The organism is Thiomicrospira cyclica ALM1 (genome assembly GCF_000214825.1).
GTDB classification, from domain to species: domain Bacteria; phylum Pseudomonadota; class Gammaproteobacteria; order Thiomicrospirales; family Thiomicrospiraceae; genus Thiomicrospira; species Thiomicrospira cyclica.
In genome coordinates this window covers 484,342-502,166 of record NC_015581.1, presented here as the reverse complement: position 1 = coordinate 502,166, position 17,825 = coordinate 484,342, and the positions used below count along the sequence as shown (strand labels likewise).

General features: G+C 46.5%; 11 protein-coding genes. 3 read left to right on the top strand and 8 right to left on the bottom strand.

The annotated features are described in order from the left end of the window. Window positions 1-13: 13 nt before the first annotated feature. From THICY_RS01855 to THICY_RS01845, 3 genes are all read right to left on the bottom strand, one after another. The gene (locus tag THICY_RS01855) at window positions 14-307 is read right to left on the bottom strand and encodes a DUF1840 family protein (protein WP_013834918.1); all 294 of its coding nucleotides are present in this window, start codon (window positions 305-307) and stop codon (window positions 14-16) included. Window positions 308-329: 22 nt separating this feature from the next. Continuing rightward, window positions 330-1,733, bottom strand: coding sequence for a UDP-N-acetylmuramate:L-alanyl-gamma-D-glutamyl-meso-diaminopimelate ligase (gene mpl / locus THICY_RS01850; RefSeq protein WP_013834917.1), 1,404 nt, complete (start codon window positions 1,731-1,733; stop codon window positions 330-332). Between the two features lie 96 nt (window positions 1,734-1,829). Beyond that, complete coding sequence (locus THICY_RS01845) at window positions 1,830-2,675, bottom strand: DUF2189 domain-containing protein (protein ID WP_013834916.1); 846 nt, start codon at window positions 2,673-2,675, stop codon at window positions 1,830-1,832. Between the two features lie 212 nt (window positions 2,676-2,887). Here THICY_RS01845 and rnd point away from each other — a divergent pair, with 212 nt between their 5' ends. Continuing rightward, window positions 2,888-4,054 carry a ribonuclease D gene (rnd, locus tag THICY_RS01840; RefSeq protein ID WP_013834915.1) on the top strand — a complete coding sequence of 389 codons (1,167 nt, stop codon included), beginning with the start codon at window positions 2,888-2,890 and terminating at the stop codon, window positions 4,052-4,054. 16 nt (window positions 4,055-4,070) lie between these two features. Then, window positions 4,071-5,333, top strand: coding sequence for a 6-phosphofructokinase (locus THICY_RS01835; protein WP_013834914.1), 1,263 nt, complete (start codon window positions 4,071-4,073; stop codon window positions 5,331-5,333). A gap of 15 nt (window positions 5,334-5,348) precedes the next feature. Here THICY_RS01835 and THICY_RS01830 read toward each other — a convergent pair whose 3' ends face one another. Together THICY_RS01830 and pepN are read right to left on the bottom strand one after the other, a co-directional pair. Further along, entirely contained in the window at window positions 5,349-6,701 is a 1,353-nt protein-coding gene (locus tag THICY_RS01830; protein WP_013834913.1) for a hypothetical protein, read from the bottom strand. Between the two features lie 4 nt (window positions 6,702-6,705). Further along, window positions 6,706-9,393, bottom strand: coding sequence for an aminopeptidase N (gene pepN, locus THICY_RS01825; RefSeq protein WP_013834912.1), 2,688 nt, complete (start codon window positions 9,391-9,393; stop codon window positions 6,706-6,708). 258 nt (window positions 9,394-9,651) lie between these two features. On the opposite strand from pepN, the gene katG reads away from it, so the two are divergent. After that, window positions 9,652-11,820 (top strand): catalase/peroxidase HPI, encoded by a 2,169-nt coding sequence (gene katG / locus THICY_RS01820; RefSeq protein ID WP_013834911.1) that lies wholly within the window; start codon window positions 9,652-9,654, stop codon window positions 11,818-11,820. Window positions 11,821-11,882: 62 nt separating this feature from the next. On the opposite strand, the gene THICY_RS01815 is transcribed toward katG, so the two are convergent. Genes THICY_RS01815 through THICY_RS01805 form a run of 3 tightly spaced genes read right to left on the bottom strand, consistent with a single transcriptional unit; the run spans window position 11,883 to window position 17,821 of the window. Further along, entirely contained in the window at window positions 11,883-13,838 is a 1,956-nt protein-coding gene (locus THICY_RS01815) for a preprotein translocase subunit SecA (RefSeq protein ID WP_013834910.1), read from the bottom strand. 2 nt (window positions 13,839-13,840) lie between these two features. Beyond that, on the bottom strand, window positions 13,841-15,985 hold the full coding sequence (locus tag THICY_RS01810; RefSeq protein WP_013834909.1) for a secretion protein HlyD: 2,145 nt from the start codon (window positions 15,983-15,985) through the stop codon (window positions 13,841-13,843). A gap of 3 nt (window positions 15,986-15,988) precedes the next feature. Then, window positions 15,989-17,821 carry an efflux RND transporter periplasmic adaptor subunit gene (locus THICY_RS01805; RefSeq protein WP_013834908.1) on the bottom strand — a complete coding sequence of 611 codons (1,833 nt, stop codon included), beginning with the start codon at window positions 17,819-17,821 and terminating at the stop codon, window positions 15,989-15,991. Window positions 17,822-17,825: the final 4 nt, after the last annotated feature.

The following is a 17,825-nucleotide window of genomic DNA, read 5'->3' as shown; positions in this document are numbered from 1 at the left end:
ATTTTTACACCTTTTACCAAGCTGTGCTCTCCCACATCACTGATTGGTTACTAGCAACCGCATAAGCAAGCAAGGCTTCTAAAGGCGCTAATCGAACCGCCAAAGCCACACCATCTTCTCCCCAAGTTGCGGCCGTTTTTTGCGCCTGCTCACGGGCTAGTCTTAGTTTTTCGCAACTCTCAGCAAGCAGTTCACCTGACAAAGCGCTTGGCAGTGCGTCACTTGCACCCATTTTATTAATGGCAAACTTAGCTAAGTCATCAAACATCTTGACATCGGCGTGGTGTGAAGTACGAAATACAATCATCTGTAATTACTCTTGATAAATTTTAATGTACAACACCAAGTTCTTTCATGGTCTGTTTTAGACCTTTGGTAACCTTAGTTGGCAATCCGGCAAAACTCCCGTTGCTCATAAAGACCACGTCATCGCCCTTTTTAAGCTGAGACATTAATCCGTCATAAAGGGCTTCGTAACTTGAAAATATTTGAATATGACGTTTAAAACGAGCTGACTCAGGCAGATCCCAGCCCCATTTCGGGTCGATATACAGCATAACCTTATCGGCCGCATCAAATGCGGATACCAACTGCTCACTGAATACACCCATTCGCATCGTATTAGAACGCGGCTCACAGACCGCCACCAATCGCCGCGGTGATGGCGCGGCCGTTATTTTAGCTTTCTGCCCAACTAAGGTCGTAGCGATGGCCGTTGGATGATGAGCAAAATCATCGTATAAATTGATATCTGCCATACTTGCAAGGTGCGTCATTCGGCGTTTAACCCCTTTAAAGCCGGCTAAAGCCTCAATCGCTTGCGCAACTGGAACGCCTGCATGCTGAGCAGCGACAATAGCACTCATGCCATTACGCGCATTATGTTCACCGCTAAGCGACCAACGCACTACTCCTTGCAGACGCTCCTTAAACCAGACTTCAAATACACTCGCATCTGGCTCAATAAGAACATAATGCCAATGTGCATTGGGGGTAGATTGCAAAGAACTATGACGACAGACCTGTGTCCAACAGCCTCGATCAAGCACCGTGTCCAACGCAGGTTCATCAGCAGGCATCACTACTAGACCATTACTAGGTACGGTTCGAATCAAGTGATGGAACTGCGTTTGAATGGCCGCCAAATCACTAAAAATGTCAGCATGATCAAATTCCAAATTATTCAATACAAGTGTTCTAGGATGATAATGGACGAATTTTGAGCGTTTATCAAAAAACGCCGTATCGTATTCATCAGCCTCAACAACAAAAAAAGGTGCTGAACCTAAACGAGCAGACTGGCCAAAATTTTCTGGTACACCACCAATCAAAAAACCTGGCGCCAGGCCTGCTGACTCTAAAATCCACGCCAACATCGCTGAAGTACTTGTTTTGCCATGAGTTCCGGCCACACCCAGCACCCAACGGTCCTTTAATAAATATCTGGATAACCACTCGGGTCCCGAACAATACGCCTGGTGTCGATTAAGAGTTGCCTCTACCGCCAGCATGCCTCGGGTCATCGCATTACCAATAACAACAAGATCAACATCTTGATCTAGAAAACTGAGATCATCTAAATCCATTACCCTAATGCCTGCTGCTGACAACTGATCACTCATAGGGGGATAAATAGCTTTATCTGAACCGCTTACCTCATGTCCCAGCGCCTGCGCTAATTGCGCAACACCGCCCATAAATGTTCCCGCAATACCTAAAATATGAACGCGCATAGCTACTCCTCATTGTCCAAACATTATAACGGTTGAGGGCTTCCTAAATAAAAAAACTCAGCACAAGGCTGAGTTAAATAATGGAGAGTGATTTTATTATTCTTGCGAGGCAGGTACTATTTTCACGAGATCGGTAAAAGCATGCCAACTAGCGTAGCCTAAAAGTGGCATGACAATTAACATCCCCAAACCTAGTGAAAAAATAGCTATTGCAATTAGCACAGCAATAACCGATGCCCATACCGCCATCACAAATTTATTTTCCATTGAGATTTGGAAGCTAAGAATCATTGCCTGTACCGCACCAATGTTTTTATCTTTCATCAACAGCGGAATAGTAACTACACTAATAGTGAAAACAAATGCGGTTAGCGCAACAGCCAAAACCACAAAATATGCCATGAATTTTACGCCAGCTTCAGATAATACAAACCCCATGAGGCCCAATGATGGGTCAACAATTAACAAGCCATGCGACTGTGCAACGATCGCGGCAAGAAGTGGAGTAAAGATAGCCCAAGCTGCGGTAATAACGCCTAACACGGCGGCGTAGAATCCAATATCACCCGCATTTGACTTCCACGACACCATGGAATCTAGTAACTTGGGTTTGTTACCTTCCTCCAATTGTTTAGCAGCATAATATAAACCGGTTGCAAGGAAAGGTGACAGCATCACAAATACCGTTGCAATCGTAAACATGTGAATCGGATTATTACGGAAAGAAAAATAAACAAGTACGACCGATAGTGCCATAATAGCGCCATAGAAAAATGATATTCCTGGCATTTCTGCCATATCTTGCCAGCCGCGTTTTAGCCAACGCCCAATATCAGACACCTTAGCATCAGTAGAAATGATATGTTCACCTTGTTCGGTGACATGATCATGGACATGTTCGTCAGTAGATAGATGTCCATAAGTTTGAGTATGACCAGACATGATTGCCTCCTTTGTCGATTTTGTAAATCACAAATACAACCCTCTGAAAAACCCTATACAACAAGCTTTTTAGCGATGTAGATTGAGGGGTATAAAGTTCTACCACAGTTATACAATAGCAAATAATGATGCAAAACTTATAATAGATAATTCTTAGGTTTATATAACTAAAGTTGATAGAATCATTTCATAATATTTAAAAAAGAACACGAATGAATTTCCAGCTCATTACTGATGACCAAGGCCTTAATAGCCTTTGCAACCAACTACAACAGCACAAATGGCTTGCTGTGGATACCGAGTTTATGCGTCAAGATACTTTTTTTGCGCAGCTGGCGATGGTACAAATTGCCACTCCCACTCTTGATGTTTACTTAATTGATCCTTTATCGATTAGTAATTTAGACAATCTATGGGCACTGTTGGCCAATCAAACCATTCTGAAAGTTTTCCATGCCGCGCGCCAAGATCTTGAAGTGTTATATCAACAAGCTGATCGGATGCCATCACCCATTTTCGATACCCAGCTCGCTGGTGTTTTTTTAGGTCTTGGTGATCAAGTAGGCTATGCACGACTCGTTGAAGAGCTCTGCCAAGAAAAACTGAACAAGGACCAGGCCAGAACACCCTGGTTAGACCGTCCCCTAAACCCAGAACAATTAGCCTATGCGGCGGCAGATGTTTGGTTTTTGGCACAAGCCTATCCCAAAATTATTCGGCAACTCTCACCCACTCAGCGTCAAGCCCTAGAAGCCGACTTTGATGCGATAAGCAACCCCGAACTCTATCGGATTAACCCGGATCAAGCCTGGTTACGCATTAAATTTTCGTCCGGTTTATCACCGAAACAAAGTGCCTTACTAAAACACATAACTGCTTGGCGGGAAACGCAAGCCGTATCGAGCAATCAACCACGCAAATGGATTATCTCTGATGATGCGATTCTCCAGTTGGCCAAGCGCCCCGTTCGCGAAGTACAGGATCTGTATAAATTGAACCAATTTGATGGTGAGCTGATCCGTCACCATGGTGAAAGCCTTATCCAAATTGTCGATAACACTCTTCAAAACCCAGACACCTGGCCAAGCCTTGCACCTCAAAAACCTTTAACATCAGAACAACAAACCCTACTGGCTATTTTGCAGGCCATTAGTCAACAGGTCGCGCAAGAGCAAGGGATTCATCTACCCAACCTGGCCAATAAACAGGAATTAACCGCGCTGTTGCTAAACCAACCCTCACAACTGAATCAGGGCTGGCGGTATTTAATACTTGGGAAAATGCTTCAGCAATTTATGCAAGGGCAGCTCCATTTACGAATTGATAATAAAACTCAGCCCCTTCACCCTAAACTTCTATTAACCAACCCTAATCCATAAACGAAAAGGATTGCTTATGCACAATGCCCTTTACGCCCAAGCCGGTGGCGTGACTGCCGTCATAAATGTCAGCGCGGCGGGCGTTATCGAAACCTTACGCCAATACAATACGCCACGCATCTATGCGGCGATCAATGGCATTCAAGGTTTATTAGATGAAGAGTTGGTCGATTTAACTCAAATAAACGATGCCGAACTAGAACGTCTTAAGTGTCTACCTGGCGGTGCATTTCAAGCCTGTCGCTTTGATTTGGATACGCTAGAAAAACGTCCCGATCAATACGAACGCCTACTGCAAATTTTTAGCTATTACGATATTGGCACATTTTTTTACAACGGCGGCAATGGATCCATGCTGACCGCACAAAAAGTCGCTGACTATTGCCAGTCGAAAGGTTATCCACTTCGCTGTATTGGCGTAGCAAAAACTATAGATAACGATCTAGCCATGAGCTACTGCAGCCCCGGCTTTGGCAGTGCCGCCAAATTCCTTGCCAGTCACTTTCTACAAGCAACGCTAGACATCCAATCGATGTCAGCCAGCTCAACTAAGTTTTTTGTTATGGAAGCAATGGGGCGCAATGTGGGCTGGCTCGCTCTTTCAGCAGGCCTGGTTAAGGATGTTATAGCCGACTTACCGCTGATTATTTTGCCCGCAGAGCGTGCCTTCAATGAACAACGCTTCTTACATAAAGTTTCTCAGCTAATTGATAAGCACGGCTATTGTGTATGCATGGCATCAGAGGGACTTTGTGATACCGAGGGGCAGTGTTTGTCTGTTGCTCGCGAAGAACATGCGCACGGGAAAGTTTATCGCCAATTTGGTGGTGTTGCCCAAAAGCTCGCCCAGCTAGTGGAACAAGCTCTTCAGGTAAAAACACACAGTGCGAACCCAGACTACTTACAGCGTTCTTCGGCATTATGTGTATCTGCGACAGATTGGCAAATGGCTTACGAGGCTGGTGCGGCAGCTGTTCACGCCGCACAACAAGGCGAGCACGGCGTATTACCGATTATCGAAAAAGTACAAGATCAGCCGTTTACTTGGCGCTTTAAAAGCTATCCACTGGCCGATGTCGCTGAATTAGAATTACGCGTACCTGATGACTATATTAGCGACGATGGCATGGATATAACCGATGCTGGCTTGGCTTATTTAAGACCGCTTGTTATGGGCGAACGGCCCATGATATGGCGCCAAGGATTGCCGGCCCTTCAACCACTCAACTGGAAACGCATCGCCAAGTCCCTGCCCAGCTTTGCAACGGATAAAAATTAGCGTAGTTGGCGGACGTCAGTAAGACGGTTCCAAACCCCTCTGCAGGCGATACCACTGCTGCTCTAAATGAAACTCGCCCCGTTCGCTGACCATTACTTGCCCATAGACCGTATCAAACTGATCAGGCAGAGGATTAGCAGAACGCCGAATCAGCTCTACCATCACCTCTCCTAATGCAAAAAACAAGCCATCTTCTGAAGTCAACCCTGTATTTTGCGACAAATCGGCCAAAAAATGACTAGGAAATAATGCGAGCGTGTCCTGCCATCGCGCCAAACTTAGGTTAAAAAAATTCGGATCAGGAAGCTCTGAGGGCAACCATAAGATAGGAATATCCTGTTGATGGTATTCTAGTAAAGGCCGCAATAACATGGCTTGTTCTATCGGACCATAAAATACAACGACGGCTTGATCCTGGCGACTGCGACCTATGCCAGTTAGTGGTTGCTCAATAATCCGTGCCAGCCAATTCTGGCGCGCCAAACTTTCTTGTTGGCCAAAGCGTTGCGCCACCAGATCATTAAGCTGCGAATTCGACTCTACCAGTGACGGTGCTAAATCCCTATCTAACTGATGGTTAAGACGCCGCAACAATAACGATGATGCATTGTGCCACTGTAACCAAGTAATTTGTCGTGCATCATGTCTATCTAGCCAGGGTTTAAGCGCCAGCGCCTGTTGCTGATAGGTAGGATGTAAAACTCGCTGAAACGCAGGGTCAAGAAGGTTACCCGGATGAAACAGAATAGTCGGTAACTCATAAAAGTGCTCAGCAAGCTGTATCGTGCGCTCGAGACGTTCCAACAAAACTAATAGGTCGGGTCGGTTTGCTTCAATCGTCGAGATTAAGTGGGCCGTGGACAACAGGCTTGTATCAATAAACGTCAAATATTTGTGAGTGTAATGCTTTAAAAACACTTGTTGCAATGCCAATCCAGCAGGTGACAGATCACCACTTAACGGCGCGGCAAGTGTAATATGATCCGCCGTCGCCGCTTTTGCAAATCCCGCTTGACCCGCTCGTCCTGCCTGACTAAGGCGTGTTGACGATTTCTGGTTAAGCCAGTTTAATCGCTGTGCTTGCTCCGTCAACCATTGCCAGCGCAGTTCAAACTCAGCCAAAGATGGTAGGGCTTGCAACCGAAGATAAGCCTGCAAAAAAGCATCACGATTGCCTTGTCGCAAGCTAATTTCAGCACGAAGTAGGGCAATTTCATAGTCCACGCTTTGCAAACGTGATTCATCTAAGGTAACTGCAGGCCTGGTTGATATATGGGTTAAGTCATCATTTGATGCGGCTTGGGCTACTGACAGCACCCATACTGAGCTCACAGCTAATAGCATAAAACGCCACCAGCCTCTTTGCATGATGCTATTTCTCCAGCGCTTTACTAACAATTTCAAACACATCTTTCGAGGCAATCTTGGTATGCAAGTCCTGCAAGACCTGCCGCATCTGTGCTTGCTGTTGCGGTTGGTAGCGTCGCCACTGAATTAAAGGAACGACCATTCGCGCCGCCACTTGTGGGTTGATGGCATCCAAGCGCAGCACCTGATCGGCCAACCATTGATAACCCGCTCCATCCGTTTGATGAAACAGCGCCAAGTTAAGGCGCGCAAAACTTCCCAACACACTGCGGACCCGATTTGGATTCGTCCAGGAAAACGCCGGATGCTCGAGCAAACGTTGCACCCCGGATAATCCCTGGACTTTTCCATAGCCCGCCTGCCAAGCAAACCACTTATCCAACACTAAGGGTTGATCAGCCCAGCGCTGATAAAAGTCCTGCATTAAGGGCTCAGACTCGGCTTCATGCCACTGCATGAGGCCTTGCAGACTGGCAGAAACATCAGTCATGTGCGCTTGGCGTTGATATTGCGCTTGAGCAGCTGTTACCGCGGCGGCATCACCACTGGCTAACCAGGCCTGCAATGCCCGATTTTTAAGCAACCGCCGACCTATCGCCTGCGCGTTGTAGGCATAATCAGTAGATAGCTGTGCCGTCTGAGTGTGATAAGTTTGTTGCCACAAATCGGCTAAGGCGACACCCAAGGCACGCTGATAAGCAGGATATACCTGAAGTAACGTCGCAATCGGTACGGGCTCAAATTGTTCAATCACATAACCGATATCAGGCAAGCTCAAGGCATAACCATACCAAGCCCAATCCACATCCGTGCGGGTCGAATCGGTTATGGCTTCCGTTAATAAGGTTTTTAAAACCGTGACTACCGCTTCCGCCGGTCTGACCTGCTGAGAATCCAGCTGGTGAGCTTCGTGCTGCTGAACCTGGCTAATTAAGTCGGCCAATAACAACTGCTGAACCATCTCCCAACGATTAAACGGATCCGTATCAAACTTGGCTAGATGCAAGCGATCAGCGGGCGTCATAGCATAGTCCAATATCACCGGAGCACTAAAATCGCGCAGTAGTGACCAGACCAAATCGGCGGGTGCCCCAGTAACACGTAATGTTTGTGTCGCTTCGGTTAACAGATACACCCATTCACCCGCCACCTGGGTAAGCGCCGCATCGTCATTAGCACACGTCGCCAAAGACCAGGCCCGGCCTTGCCCATCAAACGCCGCTAACTTGATGGGAATCAGTAACGGATCTGCTTTTGGGGCTTTGGGATTGTGCTGTTCAAAGTCTAATAACCAGGCCTGCTGCTCGGGTTGATAAGTTATTTTTACCGCAACCTTCGGAGTGCCTGCTTGCTGGTACCAGGCCTGCATTTGGGTTAGGTTTCGACCGTTGGCATCGGTCATCGCTAGCCTAAAATCATCAACGGTCACGGCCTGACCATCATGGCGCTGGAAATACAGATCCATACCTTTTCTAAACCCATCTCGCCCTAATAGGGTTTGGTACAAACGCACCACTTCGGCGCCCTTTTCGTAGACGGTTAAGGTATAGAAATTATTCATTTCAATATAAGACTGTGGCTGAATCGGGTGCGCCATCGGCCCGGCATCTTCAGCAAATTGATGACTACGTAATCGACGCACATCCTCAATACGTTTGACCGGTGCTGATAACATATCCGCCGTAAACTCTTGATCCCGAAACACCGTAAGACCTTCTTTCAGCGTTAATTGAAACCAATCACGACAGGTTACGCGGTTACCGGTCCAGTTATGGAAATACTCATGCGCAATAACCGCTTCAACCCCTTCAGAATCAATATCCGTTGCTGAGTCGGCATCGGCTAACACGAACTTGGAATTAAACACATTCAAGCCCTTATTTTCCATCGCGCCCATATTAAAGTCGTCAACCGCCACAATCATATAACGATCCAAGTCGTAACTTAGTCCAAAGCGCTGCTCATCCCATTTCATCGAGGCAATCAACGAATCCATCGCATGGCGACACTTCGCTAAATGACGCGGCTCGGTATAGATTTCCAGCAATACCTCACGGCCTTCTGCGGTGGTGTAATGGTCGGTTAAGCAACCAAACTCACCCGCGACCAACGCAAATAAATAACAGGGTTTTTTATGGGGATCGACCCAAACGGCTTGATGGCGGCCATCAGGCAGATCCGTTTGTGATACCAAATTACCGTTAGCCAATAAAGTAGGATACTTGGCTTTGTCAGCAATCACGGTCGTTTGATAGGTTGTGAGCACATCGGGGCGATCGAAGAAATAGGTGATTTTGCGAAAACCCTCCGCTTCACACTGAGTACAAAAACGACCCGAAGATAAATACAAACCTTCCAACGCCGTATTCGCCTGAGGATTAATCTCAGTAACAATGTCCAGTTGATAAGGAGCCACCGCTTGAGCTAATGTAGCTTGATGGATAATCAGTTGCGTGTCGGTTACCCTGTAATCGGAAGACGCCAATAACTGATCATTCAAACGAATTGAAACCAGTGTCAGGCACTCTCCGTCCAACAGCATATCGCTTAATACCTGCCCATTGGCAAGCTGACAACACAGACTGTTGGTAACAACAGTTGATGTCGGTGCTAATTCAAAGCGGAGCTTCAGGTCCATAACCTCAAAGACGGGCGGCTGATAGTCTTTTAACCATTTGGCTTCTGCGTGCATTATTCCTAAAACCTTCTTTATTAAATATGGCATTATTTAACCATAAACTCAGAGTAAAGTTTATTCAACTAACCGCTATCGTAGAAAAACGATTCAATCAACTTCGCCGCCTTACCAATAAATAAAATCTATCAAAAACATAAAAACAATTATAAATGTTAATAATTAATTTCGTTACAATGAAATTAGTCAAGCGTTACAAGGTCAATGCGGACAGCAACGCAAGGCATCGTTTTTAAAACAACAGAGGAGTTAACCATGGAACAAAACCAATCAGCAGGCAAATGCCCGGTAATGCACGGCGCCAATAGCCAGATGGGAACTTCAGCCATGTCATTTTGGCCGAATGCTTTGAACCTTGATATTCTGCATCAACATGATTCTAAAGTTAATCCGATGGACCCTGGCTTTGACTATCGCGAAGAAGTCAAAAAATTAGATTTCGATGCCCTGAAAAATGACATGCATGATTTAATGACCAACAGTCAAGACTGGTGGCCAGCTGACTGGGGTCATTATGGTGGATTCATGATTCGTATGTCATGGCACGCGGCCGGCACCTACCGTATTGCGGACGGACGTGGCGGCGGGAGCACCGGTAACCAGCGTTTTGCGCCACTAAATTCTTGGCCGGATAACGTGAACCTTGATAAAGCACGTCGTTTGTTATGGCCGATTAAAAAGAAATACGGCAACAAAATAAGCTGGGCGGATTTATTTGTTCTTGCTGGCACCATTGCTTATGAAAACATGGGGTTAAAAACCTACGGTTTTGCCTTTGGTCGTCCTGACATTTGGCATCCAGAAAAAGATATTTTCTGGGGAGCCGAGAAAGAGTTTTTAATGCCATTTGAAGAGCGTTATGACAATGTAGATGAAGCAACAACCTTAGCCAATCCATTAGCCGCAGTGCAAATGGGCTTAATTTATGTAAACCCAGAAGGTGTCAACGGCAAACCTGATCCATTGAAAACCGCGCATCACGTTCGAGTAACCTTTGCTCGAATGGCGATGAATGACGAAGAAACCGTTGCCTTGACGGCCGGCGGGCATACCGTAGGTAAAAGCCATGGTAATGGACGTGCTGAAAACCTTGGACCTGATCCGGAAGCGGCTGACGTAAAAGAACAAGGCATGGGCTGGATGAACCATACCACACGAAGCATCGGTCGTGATACCGTATCGTCTGGGATTGAAGGGGCTTGGACTACTAACCCAACCAAATGGGACAATGGTTATTTTTATATGCTTTTCAACTATGACTGGGAATTGAAAAAATCTCCGGCGGGTGCATGGCAGTGGGAACCCATTAACATCAAAGAAGAAGACAAGCCGGTTGATGTGGAAGATCCATCCATTCGTTACAACCCCATCATGACCGACGCTGACATGGCAATGATTAAAGATCCAGCTTATCGTGAAATTTCAAAGAAATTTTACGAGAACCCAGATTACTTCTCTGACGTGTTTGCGCGCGCTTGGTTCAAACTAACCCACCGTGATATGGGTCCTCGTGTTCGTTACATTGGCCCAGATGCACCGACTGAAGATTTAATTTGGCAAGATCCAGTAACTCCAGGCAAAGCCAACTATGATGTTGCAGCAGTTAAAGCAAAAATTGCCGCAACTGGCTTAAGCATCAGTGACATGGTGTCTACCGCTTGGGACAGCGCACGCACTTTCCGTAACTCCGATCTTCGCGGTGGTGCTAATGGTGCACGTATTCGCCTTGCACCACAAAAAGATTGGGAAGGCAACGAGCCTGCGCGTCTGCAAGCGGTACTTGCGAAACTTGAGCCGATTGCCGCCGAGTTTGGGATTAGTGTTGCTGACGTAATCGTATTAGCAGGTAATGTCGGTATTGAAAAAGCGGCTGCAGCGGCTGGCGTTCAGGTGGATGTGCCCTTTGCACCAGGTCGTGGCGATGCAACGCCAGAGATGACCGATGATGAGTCTTTCGCGGTACTAGAACCGATTCATGATGGTTTCCGTAACTGGGTTAAGAAAGACTATGCGGTACAACCAGAAGAGCTGTTGTTAGATCGTGCGCAGTTGATGGGCTTAACCGCACATGAGATGACCTGCTTAATCGGTGGTATGCGTGTACTGGGTACTAACCACGGTGGTAGCAAGCATGGTGTGTTTACCGATAAAGTTGGCGCGCTCACCAATGATTTCTTTGTGACGCTAACCGACATGGCTTATAGCTGGAAACCGGCTAGCAAATACCATTATGACATCGTGGATCGCAAAACCGGTGCCACCAAGTTCACCGCAACACGCGTAGACTTGGTATTTGGTTCAAACTCGATTCTGCGTAGCTACGCGGAAGTTTATGCGCAAGACGATAACAAACAAAAATTTGTTAAAGATTTTGTCGCTGCATGGACCAAGGTTATGAACGCCGATCGCTTTGATCTAGAGTAATTTGTTGCTTATTAGAAATAAGTAACCAGCTAAAAGGTCAGCATTTAATGCTGGCCTTTTTTTTAACTCGTTCCCTTTATAAAACTTAAGCGTTCTTTGGCTTCACGCGTGGATTTATTAATCCGTCGTCTCTTCGCAAAGGCCTTATTTTGCGCACGCTGTTGAGCTAACTCCACATAATAATTCAATAACCACTGCCCCGGTTTGGCTGGCATCCAGCGAATCGTTTGCATCACCAAACGCTCAAAACGAAACAAATTTTTGACGAGAATCTCATCATCCAACGCCACTAATGGATAGGCATAACCAGGCTGACCTTGCCGACCTGCTCGACCAAACAACTGCCAATCAATCCTAGCTGATTCATGCGGTTCAAACATAATCACCTGTAAACCTCCTAAAGTCAGCGCGGCGGGCACCAATTTGATATCGGTTCCACGACCTGCCATATTAGTAGCTAAAGTAATGCGCCCCAGTTCACCCGCTTGGGCAATAATTTCAGCCTCTTGCGCGTGAAACTTGGCATTCAAAATTTTAATATACAAGCCTGCCGCGATAAGATGCGCCGCCAAATCCTCACTATCAGAAATGCGCCGCGTGCCAATTAAAATTGGTTTTTGTTCGGCATGGAGGGCTTTGACTTGTGCAATCAGCGCAGCAATTTTGTGCTCGCGATTATGAAATAATTGAAAAGGCGCCACCACTAACTTTGAAGGCACTCGTGGCGGTACATTTAAAATTAACCGTCGGTAGTTGTAATAAACTTCATCATGAATATTTTGCAACGTACCACTGGCGCCGGTCATCTGATGATAGAGCTTAAAAAAGTTCTGAAAGCTCATCTTTTCCATGGTTTTACTGGGATCGGTTAATTCAACACCCGCTCGTTCTTCAACGGATTGATGCAAGCCATAACTCCATGATCGGCCAGGCATAACCCGGCCTGTGCTTTCATCAACAATTTCGACCTTGCCGTCTTGAATGACATAATGCTGATCCAATTTAAAATGATCGCGCGCCATAATCGCCTGAAACATTAAATCCTCAAGACGCTTCTTAGAATGCCATAAGCGTGGAAAGTCTGGCAAATGATCGGCTAACAAGGCGTCACCCGGCGCATAGAATCGCACGCCAGATTGTTCCTTTTCTAACTTGTAGTGCAGGCCTGGTTGCATTAAATCCAGCAATGCCTTGGCCTTCATCACGGCTTCTCGCAGCAGCAGGTTTGGCTCTGGCGCAGAAATAATTAACGGAGTGGTGGCATCATCAATCAAAATACTGTCGGCTTCATCAACAATAACCGCAAATATCCCTGGCATTAAAAAATCGGTTTCTGTAGCGGTTAAGCGATTTAAGCTCAACTTCGACCGTGACGGCATACCCCCAAAGCGCAGCTTGTCATGCAAAAAGTCAGCTAATAACTGTTTTGAAGTGGAATAAATAATCGAGCAACCATAACTCTCACGTTTCTGATCTGACGACATCTCTTGGGTGACAGCGGTTGCTTGAATGCCCGCCGCTTGAAATAAAGGCATCAGCGTTTCAACATCGCGCTTGGCCAAATAATCATTTGCGGTTATCACGTGACAGGGTTTGCCCGACCAGGCCTGCAAGACAGCCAACACGCCCAGAGTCAGCGTTTTACCTTCGCCCGGTGCCAGTTGCACCAAATAACCATCCATCATGGCCATTACACACAACAGCTGAACATCGTACGGACACATACCCAACTCGGTATCGGCCAAATTGCGCAACATAATTAAGGCTTTGTACAAGAGTTGTCGATCTTGTTGCAACTTGCCACGCTGCACCGTTCGCTTCACCTCATCAAGCCACGCCAAGGTTTCGCCACTCGGTAATTCGCTGGCCAACTGATTCAGTACCGCCATCTCCTGCCAATAACCTTTCAACTTGGTTTTGCCCAACATTTGCTGCCAGCGCACCACCGTCTTCGACACGACCCAATAAGGCGGGTCTGGAATGGGGCGAGGTTCAAAATAATTGGCCGCTCGCAGCATAACTAGCCTTGCTTAAAGCGTTGTTGTAACAACTGCAAAGTAAATTGCTTAGCCTGCCAATAGAGCGGTTGCCAGTTTAAAGCAATTTTTAAGACCCCTGTTTGCCCCTCAAACTGAACAAAATCAGGCGGCAAACTAACGTGCACCTCGAAGAAAGGTTCAATCGATTGAATCGTACCATCGGCATTGGCACGACTCATAATTGGACCACCGCCATCCCAGCCCAATGCCGGGCTTGGTAATAGTTGACGTTGAAAGGGAATAAATTGCAATTGATCAACAGCCAAGTCAGCCAAGGCCTGCGATCGAAAGCGAATGGTGCCAGACTCAAACTCTTCACGAAATAAATTCGCCACCTGCTCCTGGGTTACCACCACTATAAAACGTTGCTCATGTGGCTGTGATACCTGACCCAGCGCATCACCACGGCTGACAATCGAGTTCACGCGCTCATGCAAATTATCACTTACCCAAACCCCATCATGCGGTGCGCGAAGCAACAATTTATCTTCCCGATCGCGTAATTCTTCGAGTCGCTGATTTAAAAAGGCCATTCGAGTTTGTAAGGCCGCCAAATCGCCACTAGAGCGCTGCAAGGCCTGTCGAATCATCCATTCAGTTTCAGCCTGTTGTGCCTCGACAATTCGAATATCTTGGATTAATTCATCATCACGCATCCTAATGAGCAACTGCCCTTCCGTTACCCAATCACCGGATTTAACTGCGACTTCGATTAATTGCCCCGAATTGGCCGAATATACAATCGCTGCGTTAGCCGACAACACCACTCCGGGTGCCTTCATGGAATAGGGTAAAGGAACGGTAGCCATAGCACCAAATAATAAAGCTAGGGCTGACATAGAGGTTAACCAGGCTCTCGGTCGATTAGCCTGCAACTTGGGGCTAGTCATCAAATAAGTAAAGAGTTTCTTTAGTGGAATAAGTAGCCAAATAAACAGCATGATGATCCCCATGATAATGCCCAGGCCAACCCAAATCCCAGTCACATAAACCATAATCACCAACATAATAAAGAAGCGATAGATATAGCTTAACAAACCATAGCTGGTTAGCCACACCCCCTCTGAACCACTCAATGCCGGTGATTCGGCCTTGTAAGTTCCCAACATAAACTTATCAAAATAAAACTGCCACTGCTGGTTCGCTTTTTGATACAGGTTAGGAATATCAATAATGTCTGACAAAATATAATAGGCATCAAAACGTAACAAGGGATTGCCATTAAACAAAATACTCGAAATAGAACCAATCACCATGATGTTGAACGCCAAACTATTGAGGGTGCCTTCAGCCGTGTTCGCCCAAATAACCGCTCCAACCGCCGCAAAAAATAATTCAACATACATCCCCGCAGAACCCACCATTGCGCGGTGCCAACGGTTTCGCATAGCCCAACTGGCACTCGCATCCATATAGGGCAAAGGGGTGAATACGATAAACATAATGCCCATCGTATGCACATCGCCACCGTATTTTTTACAGACTATGGCATGACCCATTTCATGAAACATTTTCAAAATAAACATCGAAGCATAAAGCCACAATAAATTATCCAGCGCCAATAAACCCTGGCCTTGCACCCAAAGCTGATCAAAGTTTTCTACTGCGGCTTTACCACCTAACAGAATAACCACTAACCAGACTACAAAAGCAAAGGTACTAAAAAAGGGCAGGAGTAATTTACGGCTGGCATTTAAAAAGGGATTGGGGTTCCACATAGGAATGCGCAGATACAAAGGCGCCATCAGCTTGGTTAAATGCTCTTTGGTGCGTTGCTTTTCAAAGCGCTTGAAAATTTGATCGTAATCGGATTCAGAACGGTAAAACAACAAGTTTGAGTGGTGCAATTGACCCAATAGCTGAATCACCTCGTCCTGACCGGGGGCATCCTCGGGATAACGCTCAACAAAGTTTAACCAGGCCTGCTCAACCGTGGTTTTGGTAGATAATTGACAGGCAAATTCATAAGCTTTCGGACGTAGCCGAAAAAACTTATCCGAACAGCTATCTTGCAACACATACCAAATCTCGCCCCGATAGACTTGTTTATGAACCTTGACGGTTGGCAACAACGCCAGTTTTAATCGCGCTACTTGATACCAAGACTCACTAAAGGTTGCGGCCATCGCTTACCACCACAACCACATACGAATACGATTAAAAAACTTATGCCCCATCACCCAAAAGGCTCGTGCGTGGCCTACATCGACTTTGCCCACACCAGTCATACCGGGACGCCACCAAAATTCGGGTTCCCTATCAAAAACCGCTTTCACCTCAAACACCGCACCTTGTGGCCCTGGGACTTTAGCCATGGGCACAATTTGGGTCACGGTAAAATCATAACGAACACTCGGCTGACTAATAAATGCAAACTGCCCTCGTGAGCCTAAATGGACATAATCAATATCCTCTTGAGCCACCTGCATCACCAAATACAAGCCTTCAATACGTGCTAACCGATAGAGTACCTGCCCCTTTCTAACCGGCAAGCCCATTAAGTCTTTGCGTTCGCCCTCAACCACGATGCTTTCAAAGGGTGCCGGAATCGCCGCCTGATCCAAGTAAAATTGCAACCTTTCTAAACGGGCACTGACTTGGCGCATCCGCGCTTGGGCAATTTCCTGTTCAATCAGGTTAAAACTGGCACGCGCACGATCGACTTCAGCCTGCGCCCGTTGTAACTCGGCCTGTAATTCAGCAGCTTGCAGCATTAACTCCTGGGTATTCAGTCGAGTTAACACCTGACCTTCGGTGACGTTATCACCCAAAGTAGCATAGACCTCATCCAAGTAACCATCAAACGGCGCACTAATCAGCTGTGAACTGTCTGTCACCAGTTGCGACACCGCTGATACCCGATGCGGCAGTTGAAAAAAGGTGCCCCAAATAATAAAACTGAGCAATACCAGTGTAATGACTTTGGTCCATACAAAATCGCGACCCAGGGCGACGGCTAAAAACTTCCGACTGACCCGTGTTGCCCGCAACCACCAAAAATCTTTCTTTTGCTTTAGCACCACCAAGCGCTCAATCAACAGCGAAGTGACAAAGGTAATGGCTTCCAGCAACAAAGGCGAAAAAGGCTGGTGATAACTAATCAAACCTAAACAAGCAACAACCTCGCCCTTCGCATCATAGAGCGGAAAACTATAAATCTGCTGAGCATCTAAGTGGGATTTTAGCTGGCGATGTGCCAAGGTCATAGCCGCCGGCGAAGACGCATCTGGCCATAAAATCGCCATTTGCTGATCGGCGCTTTCTTCTAGTGCCGCTTCAAAAAACTTAATCGTTTCGGTTTTTTTCTCAAACCGATCAAAGTGGCTTAGGCCCTTAACGCGGCTATACTCGCCTTCTTGCCAACTCAATACGACCTGCTCAACTTCATTAGCATAACTAACGATGCCGTTGACCAACGCGTAAACTGCCGCATCAAAATGTTTTGCCTGATACACCTCTATAAGCAGTTTTAGCATGGACATGACATTGGCATCGGCCTGCGCCGTCTGTTCTGTGCCACGAGTGATGGGTTTGAGACTAGGCACATCGGCAATCAGTTGCGCGCGGAGCAGAATTTCACTTAAGCGATGCTGATTAGAGGGTTGAATATAAAAAGCTAACAGCTTTTGTGGCGTGGTGACCAAGCTCACCAACACCCAAAGCGGCTGAGCTTGTGCTTGCTGGGCATTTGATGCACTGACGGCATAACCATTTTTTTCACAACGCGCAATTAACTCGGGAGTAATCGCTGGCGGCAAGCTAGCCTGCTCGTGTTCGTTTAACCAAACCTGCCACTCCTGATGAGACTGCGCTAACAACAGCACCTGATCGGCCAAGCATAAGGCTTGCGCGCGGGATAAAAAAATTTGCCAAAATGACGGATCAAGCTGATCCGCTGTCATCTGTCTTAAATCACGAAAATCGGCAATTAAGGCTTTAACATCAACATGATTATGGCTCATTAAT

What these genes read in the sequence shown, in the direction of transcription:
- THICY_RS01855 (WP_013834918.1), bottom strand. Translation starts at nt 307, where the DNA reads ATGATTGTATTTCGTACTTCACACCACGCCGATGTCAAGATGTTTGAT.
- mpl (WP_013834917.1), bottom strand. Translation starts at nt 1,733, where the DNA reads ATGCGCGTTCATATTTTAGGTATTGCGGGAACATTTATGGGCGGTGTT.
- THICY_RS01845 (WP_013834916.1), bottom strand. Translation starts at nt 2,675, where the DNA reads ATGTCTGGTCATACTCAAACTTATGGACATCTATCTACTGACGAACAT.
- rnd (WP_013834915.1), top strand. Translation starts at nt 2,888, where the DNA reads ATGAATTTCCAGCTCATTACTGATGACCAAGGCCTTAATAGCCTTTGC.
- THICY_RS01835 (WP_013834914.1), top strand. Translation starts at nt 4,071, where the DNA reads ATGCACAATGCCCTTTACGCCCAAGCCGGTGGCGTGACTGCCGTCATA.
- THICY_RS01830 (WP_013834913.1), bottom strand. Translation starts at nt 6,701, where the DNA reads ATGCAAAGAGGCTGGTGGCGTTTTATGCTATTAGCTGTGAGCTCAGTA.
- pepN (WP_013834912.1), bottom strand. Translation starts at nt 9,393, where the DNA reads ATGCACGCAGAAGCCAAATGGTTAAAAGACTATCAGCCGCCCGTCTTT.
- katG (WP_013834911.1), top strand. Translation starts at nt 9,652, where the DNA reads ATGGAACAAAACCAATCAGCAGGCAAATGCCCGGTAATGCACGGCGCC.
- THICY_RS01815 (WP_013834910.1), bottom strand. Translation starts at nt 13,838, where the DNA reads ATGCTGCGAGCGGCCAATTATTTTGAACCTCGCCCCATTCCAGACCCG.
- THICY_RS01810 (WP_013834909.1), bottom strand. Translation starts at nt 15,985, where the DNA reads ATGGCCGCAACCTTTAGTGAGTCTTGGTATCAAGTAGCGCGATTAAAA.
- THICY_RS01805 (WP_013834908.1), bottom strand. Translation starts at nt 17,821, where the DNA reads ATGAGCCATAATCATGTTGATGTTAAAGCCTTAATTGCCGATTTTCGT.